Origin of the sequence: Clostridium sp. 1001271st1 H5 (assembly GCF_005845215.1) — a bacterium.
GTDB lineage: Bacteria > Bacillota > Clostridia > Lachnospirales > Lachnospiraceae > Enterocloster.
In genome coordinates this window covers 23,803-30,365 of the sequence record NZ_SPHO01000028.1, presented here as the reverse complement: position 1 = coordinate 30,365, position 6,563 = coordinate 23,803, and the positions used below count along the sequence as shown (strand labels likewise).

The window sequence follows — 6,563 nt, the reverse complement described above, 5'->3', positions numbered from 1 at the left end:
ACCCTGGACAAATAGATTAAGAGTCTACTGCTCTACCAACTGAGCTAAAGGCGCATTTTCTTATTTTGTTGTGCGGCTGTCTCAACAGCACGTTCGCCATTATATCGCCTAAAAAGCAAAATGTCAACACTTTTCGGGAAAAAATTTTTCTGTCCGGGATTTTCCGCCGTCCGCAGCCGTCTGTTCCTATGGGAGCAGGCGGCCGGAGGGCTGTGTCCTCTTTTCAGAGGCTATTTCTTATCCTTTTTAGCCTTGGCTGAACCGGGGCCCAGAAGTTTGCCGACTTCCTTGAAGGAACGGTTGAACCGGAGCGCCTGTTTGTTTAAGTCTGTCTTATCGCTGGTGGCCTGAAGGAGCTTTTTGGTGATTCCCGGAGGGAGTGCCATGTTGTCCGCCTCCTGATGGTATCCTTTACCTGTATACTATGCAGGGTTCCGGCCGGGGGTGCCTGTACGCCTGGCAATGAGCTTGCAGATGGGCTTGCCTTCGGAGGCAAACTTCATCTCGTACTCTGTCATTACATTTCCTTCCGCCATGGGGCTGCCATGAAGGTCAAAGGTGTGCTCTGTAATCTCCCACCCGGCGGAGGGAATGGATTCCAGGGAATATTCAAAGAGCCCGCGGTTGTCTGTTTTAAATTCCACGACTCCCCGGGGAGCCAGAATTTTGTCGTATACCGACATGAACACAGGGGATGTGAGCCTGCGCTTGGCATGACGGTCCTTTGGCCATGGGTCTGAGAAGTTCAGATAAATCCGGTCCACTTCGCCGGGCGCGAAGATTTCCGCCATGTCCTTGGCGTCGATGCACATGAAGTAAATGTTTTTAAGGTCCATTTCACTGCGTTTCTGAAGTCCCCGCAGCAGGACGCTGGAATAGCGTTCAATTCCTATATAGTTGATATCCGGATTGGCGGATGCTTTTTCCATGATGAAACGGCCCTTGCCCATTCCTACCTCGATTTCAAGGGGGCTGCTATTGCCGAATACCTGGTTCCACGCGCCGCGGTGCTGTTCCGGTTCCTGAATGACAAATGGGCTGGAGGCAATGGTTTCCTCGGCGCCCTGGATATGGCGTAATCGCATGTGTTTCATCCTTTCGTGATGTAGTTGCTGCAGGCCTTATTTTAACATTCAAAAGATGCATTTGCAACAAAATTTACTTTTTTCTTATTTTTCTGATTTTTTATAATTAATAGTGCAAAATTAGCAAAAATCTAGTATACTATACATAATAGGCGGATATCTGCGATACTAAGGAGGAAGGCTTATGTCGAATGTGGAGCGGACGACCAGCTGGCAGCAGATTCAGCAGGGCGTTAAGGAAGCAGAGCGATTGATTGCGCGCAAGGAATATAATCTTGTGATGGTCAGGGCCAGACAGGTCCTGGAATATATGGTAAGGTGCATGGCTGAGAGGGCCTGTGTGGTGGAGGGGGATTTGTCCGACACCATAGACCAGCTGTACGAGGGCCAATGGATTAACAAGGCTACCAAGGATAATTACCACACCATCCGTATCCTGGGAAATAAGGCGGTTCATGAGGGGGATGACACGGCATATGATGCCAATCAGGCCTTCCAGCTGCTGACCCAGGAAGTGTATGTGTTTGCCAACGAATTTGCAGGAGGTTCAGGGGGCCGCACGGCCAGACCATCCTCATCTGCAAGGAATACGTCAGGACGTCAGGCACCCAGGCAGGGCGGCGGAGGCAGAAGTGCTTCCGGCAGAAGCAGCCAGCGGGTGCCGGCCAGGAATACCCGCAGCGGCCCGTCCCGTCAGGGAGGTCCCAGGAAGAAGCGCAGGCGCGTATCGCCGGCAGCATACATACTGAGACTGTTGATTCCTGTGCTTCTCGTCATTCTCCTGATTGTGGTTATCCGTGTTTTCATGCCTGGCAAGGACAAGGATGCGGACAAGACCACCACGGTACCTACCGTGACTACGGCACCTGTGGAACCGGCGCCCACGCCGCCTCCGGAGCCTGAGACAGAGCCTGAGACAGAGCCGCCGGCGGAAACTTACCGGATTAAGGGCAGCAGCGTCAATGTCCGCAGCGAGCCTTCCACCAGCGGGCGTATTCTGGTACAGCTGGGCAGCGGCACCGAGGTAGTATATGTGAAGCGCTATGACAACGACTGGGCGGTCATTAATTACGACGGCCAGGAGGCATATGTGTCCAGCAGGTACATTGAAAAGGTAGAGCCTGTGGCGTCAGCCGAGGGCGAAACCGGGAGCAGTGAGGCTCCGGAAGCCAATTAGACCTGAATATTTGTGAAAATTGTATAGAAAAAATTGGCAATTTTGGATGTAAAAAGAGGAAGAATTTAAAAAGTTCTTCCTCTTTTTGGCGTTTTGCTGTGAGAAAATTGTGAAAAATTAAATTTAAATATAAAATACCTCTGGTTTTTTTCTAAAAAAGTAGTATCATGAAATGATATGAAAATATATAAGGAGGAGAGCTATGGATACTGTGATTAACCGGTTATCGGAAATCGAAGCAGCGGCCGGAGCCATTGTGGAAGAGGCGAATGTGCGCAAGAAAGCATTTGCCGGGGAGATGGATGCAAAGACGGCTGCCTTTGATAAGAACCTGGAACAGGAGACGGCCCGCAGGATTGCAGAGATTCAGGAGAAAATGGAGGCGGACATGAACGGGCTCCTTGCAAAGCAGAAGGCGGAATCAGAGACTCTGCTTAAGGAGCTGGAAGACAATTATAACCGGCACCATGAAGAATATGTAGAGGCTCTGTTCCAGAAAATGATAAAGGAGTGAGATTATGGGCAGCCTGATTGCTTACAGCGGCATTGCCACCAAGGTGAAGGCAATGGAGCGCTGGCGTATAAAAGATGAGCAGTTCCTTGAAATGGCGGCCCTGGAAACCGTAGCGGATGCAGTGCAGTACCTGCGCTCCTTTCTTCCTTACCGGGAGATATTCGACCAGGTGGAGGACGGGGACCTGCACAGGGGAAACATTGAGCAGCATCTGAATCTGTCCCAGTACCGGGATTTTGCAAAGCTTTACCAGTTTGCCAACATAAAGCAGAGGCGTTTCCTGGACCTGTACTTCATGCATTATGAAATTACCATCTTAAAGACCTGTCTGAGGAATGCGGCAGGCCACAGGGAACAGCGGCAGGACCTGTCCATGTTCCGTGATTTCTTTGAGCGGCATTCTGCCCTTGACCTAATCACACTTTCCCAGTCCCAAAACATGGAAGAGTTCATAGGGAACCTGAAGGGATCTGCGTATTACGGGCCCTTGTACCAGATGCTGCAGAACGGCAGGGTAACCCTTCCGGCTTGTGAGACAGCGCTGGATATGCTGTATTTCAGGACCATGTGGAAGATAAAGGACAAGTACCTGTCCAAGAATGAGCAGAAGATAATCGCCCAGTGCTTCGGCACCAGGATGGATATGCTGAATCTCCAGTGGATTTGCCGTTCCAAGAAGTTTTACCGGCTGGAGCCGGGAGAGATATACGCCATGCTGATTCCCATACAGCTCCATCTGACTAAGAAAGAGATTAGCCGGATGGTGGAGGCGGAGAGCCTGGATATACTGTACGGGCTGATTGAGGGAAGCTGGTACGGCAGGACGGGGCTGGTCCATCTGGACGAGAATCAGGACCTGGACCAGCTGTCCCACGATATAATAGACAGGATTTACCAGAAGACAAGCAGAAAGGACCCATACTCCATCGCCATACTTAATTCCTATCTCTACTTTAAGGAGAGGGAAATCGAGCGTATCATAACTACCATTGAGAAGATACGTTATGGACTGGGAGCAAGTTGACTAAAGGGGGTTAAGACGTGATTGAGAAGATGAAGTTCTTAAGTATTACCGGCCCTAAGGAGGATATTGACCGGGTGGTGGACACATATCTGTCCAGATACGAGATACACCTGGAAAATGCCCTGTCGGAGCTTAAGACAGTAAAAGACCTGAGGCCTTATATTGAGACGAATCCGTATAAGAATGTGCTGGAAAAGGCCTCGGAATTGCTGGAAAGCTATCATGAGCTGATACCGGACCAGACGGACCGAAAGATGAAGCTGGAGGAAGCGGTCGGGGTCATTAACAGCCTTGACGCCCAGCTTAAGGAGCTGACGGACCGGAAGAATACCCTGGTGCGCCAGCGGGACGAGCTGCAGGAGTCCAGGGACAGGGTGGTACCCTTTGCAGGGCTTAACTACAATGTGAAGGAGATACTTAAGTTCCGGTTCATGAAGTTCCGGTTCGGACGTATTTCCAAGGAATATTATGAAAAATTCTCATCCTATGTGTATGAGACCATAGACACGGTCATGTTTAAATGCGAGGAGGAGGGGGATTATGTGTGGGTGGTCTACTTTGTGCCGGAGAGTCTGGCCGATAAGATTGACGCCATCTATGCGTCCATGCATTTTGAACGGTGTTTTCTGCCGGACGAGTATGAGGGTACCCCTGTGGAGGCCGGACATGTGCTGGACGACCGTATAGGAAGCCTTCAGAAGGAGATAGACCAGGCGGACCGGGAAATCGTGGAGGCCATGAGCAGCAGGAAGGAGGAGTTTGCCGCTGCCTGCAGGCGCATCCGGGTATTTTCCACTAACTTTGACGTGAGGAAGATGGCTGCCGTCACCAAGCATGACACCCATAACTTCTACATTCTCTGCGGATGGATGACGGAGAAGGATGCAAAGGAGTTCCAGAAAGAAATCGAACGGGACAGCGATACCTTCTGCATCATTGAGGACGACCACAACAATATTATGAGCACGCCTCCCACAAAGATGAAGAATCCGGGACTGTTCAGACCCTTTGAGATGTATGTGGAGATGTACGGGCTGCCATCCTATAATGAGCTGGACCCCACCATACTGATTGGAATCACGTATTCCATACTGTTTGGATTCATGTTCGGGGATGCCGGGCAGGGGCTGTGCCTGCTGGTGGGAGGTTTCCTGCTGTACCGGTTCAGGAAAATACGTCTGGCCGGAATCATTTCCTGCTGCGGCGTGTTCTCCACCATATTCGGACTGCTCTTCGGAAGCATCTTCGGATTTGAGGATATTATGGATGCAGTGTGGCTCAGGCCCCAGGAAGCCATGACAAACCTGCCCTTTATCGGAAGGCTGAACACCGTATTTGTGGTGGCGGTTGCCATTGGAATGGGAATCATTCTTCTGTGCATGATTCTCAATATCATCAACAGCCTGCGTTCCCATGATGTGGAGAAGGCGTATTTTGACACCAACGGCGTGGCCGGGCTGGTATTTTACTTTGCCCTGGCAGCTGTGATTGTACTGTATATGACCGGCAATCCCCTTCCCGCCACCGTGATTCTGGTAATTATGTTCCTGATTCCCCTTCTGGTGATATTCTTTAAGGAGCCTCTGGCTGCCATGGTGGAGAAAAAGGCGCAGCGCATGGAAACCGGCCTGGGAATGTTTATCACCCAGGGGATATTTGAACTCTTTGAAGTGCTTTTGAGCTATTTTTCCAACACCCTTTCCTTTGTCCGTGTGGGCGCTTTTGCGGTGAGCCATGCAGCCATGATGCAGGTGGTCCTGATGCTGGCAGGGGCAGAGGCAGGAGGAAATACAAACTGGGCCGTGGTGGTTGGCGGCAACCTGTTTGTATGCGGTATGGAGGGCCTGATTGTGGGCATCCAGGTACTGCGTCTGGAATATTATGAGCTGTTCAGCCGTTTCTACCGCGGCAGCGGCAGGGCATTTGAACCGTATGGAAAGGCTGCCGGAGAGCAGTAAGCATATATAATACAAAAAGGAGATATGAGATATGAGTTTATTAGTTAAAATTACACTGAGCGCAGCACTTATTTTAAGCATTGCAGTACCTTTTGGAGCTTTTGCAGCAGGGGAGAAAACAAAAGGACGCTATAAGACGGCCCTGGCAGCCAATGTGTTCCTGTTCTTTGGCACCATGGTATTTGCAGCCGTGGTTATGTTCTCCGGCAATGCAGTGGCGGCCGAGGCAGGAGCCCAGGCAGCCGGTTCATCCGCAGCCGGCATGGGTTATCTGTCGGCAGCCCTGGCTACCGGACTTTCCTGCCTGGGCGGCGGCATCGCTGTTTCCGCAGCAGCCAGCGCAGCACTGGGAGCTATCAGCGAGGACAGCTCCATCCTTGGTAAATCATTAATCTTCGTAGGTCTTGCCGAAGGTGTGTGTCTCTATGGATTAATCATATCCTTTATGATTTTAGGAAAGCTGTAATCCTATGAAGATGTACCTTATCAGCGACAACATCGACACCTGGACCGGCATGCGTCTGGCAGGGGTCGAGGGGGCTGTGGTCCATAAGAGGGAAGAACTGAAGGAAGAACTGGATAAGGCCCTGGCCGACAAATCCATTGGAATCATCCTGCTGACAGAGAAATTCGGCAGGGAATTTCCGGAAATCATCGACAATGTAAAGCTGGAGCGCAAGCTTCCGCTTATTGTGGAGATTCCGGACCGCCATGGAACCGGCCGCAAGCCGGACTTTATCACCTCTTATGTGAACGAGGCAATCGGACTGAAACTGTAGTAATGATAGAAAGAGGGTGAATCAGC

At 50.8% G+C, this 6,563-nt stretch carries 8 protein-coding genes; 6 read left to right on the top strand and 2 right to left on the bottom strand.

Annotated features, from left to right (window positions below; all coding sequences use genetic code 11):
- Positions 1–230: 230 nt before the first annotated feature.
- The gene (locus tag FGS84_RS31090) at positions 231–386 is read right to left on the bottom strand and encodes a hypothetical protein (protein WP_171042723.1); all 156 of its coding nucleotides are present in this window, start codon (positions 384–386) and stop codon (positions 231–233) included.
- Between the two features lie 36 nt (positions 387–422).
- Complete coding sequence (gene trmB / locus FGS84_RS27265) at positions 423–1,085, bottom strand: tRNA (guanosine(46)-N7)-methyltransferase TrmB (protein WP_138311344.1); 663 nt, start codon at positions 1,083–1,085, stop codon at positions 423–425.
- A 184-nt stretch (positions 1,086–1,269) separates the two neighbouring features.
- Between trmB and FGS84_RS27260 the strand changes: the two genes are divergently transcribed.
- From FGS84_RS27260 to FGS84_RS27235, 6 genes are all read left to right on the top strand, one after another.
- Positions 1,270–2,262 (top strand): SH3 domain-containing protein, encoded by a 993-nt coding sequence (locus FGS84_RS27260; protein WP_138311343.1) that lies wholly within the window; start codon positions 1,270–1,272, stop codon positions 2,260–2,262.
- 202 nt (positions 2,263–2,464) lie between these two features.
- On the top strand, positions 2,465–2,776 hold the full coding sequence (locus FGS84_RS27255; protein ID WP_138311342.1) for an ATPase: 312 nt from the start codon (positions 2,465–2,467) through the stop codon (positions 2,774–2,776).
- Between the two features lie 4 nt (positions 2,777–2,780).
- Positions 2,781–3,800, top strand: a complete 1,020-nt coding sequence (locus tag FGS84_RS27250) for a V-type ATPase subunit (protein ID WP_138311341.1) — start codon at positions 2,781–2,783, stop codon at positions 3,798–3,800.
- Between the two features lie 17 nt (positions 3,801–3,817).
- On the top strand, positions 3,818–5,758 hold the full coding sequence (locus tag FGS84_RS27245) for a V-type ATPase 116kDa subunit family protein (protein WP_138311340.1): 1,941 nt from the start codon (positions 3,818–3,820) through the stop codon (positions 5,756–5,758).
- Between the two features lie 31 nt (positions 5,759–5,789).
- The gene (locus FGS84_RS27240) at positions 5,790–6,224 is read left to right on the top strand and encodes an ATP synthase subunit C (RefSeq protein ID WP_138311339.1); all 435 of its coding nucleotides are present in this window, start codon (positions 5,790–5,792) and stop codon (positions 6,222–6,224) included.
- A gap of 4 nt (positions 6,225–6,228) precedes the next feature.
- The gene (locus FGS84_RS27235; protein ID WP_138311338.1) at positions 6,229–6,537 is read left to right on the top strand and encodes a V-type ATP synthase subunit F; all 309 of its coding nucleotides are present in this window, start codon (positions 6,229–6,231) and stop codon (positions 6,535–6,537) included.
- Positions 6,538–6,563: the final 26 nt, after the last annotated feature.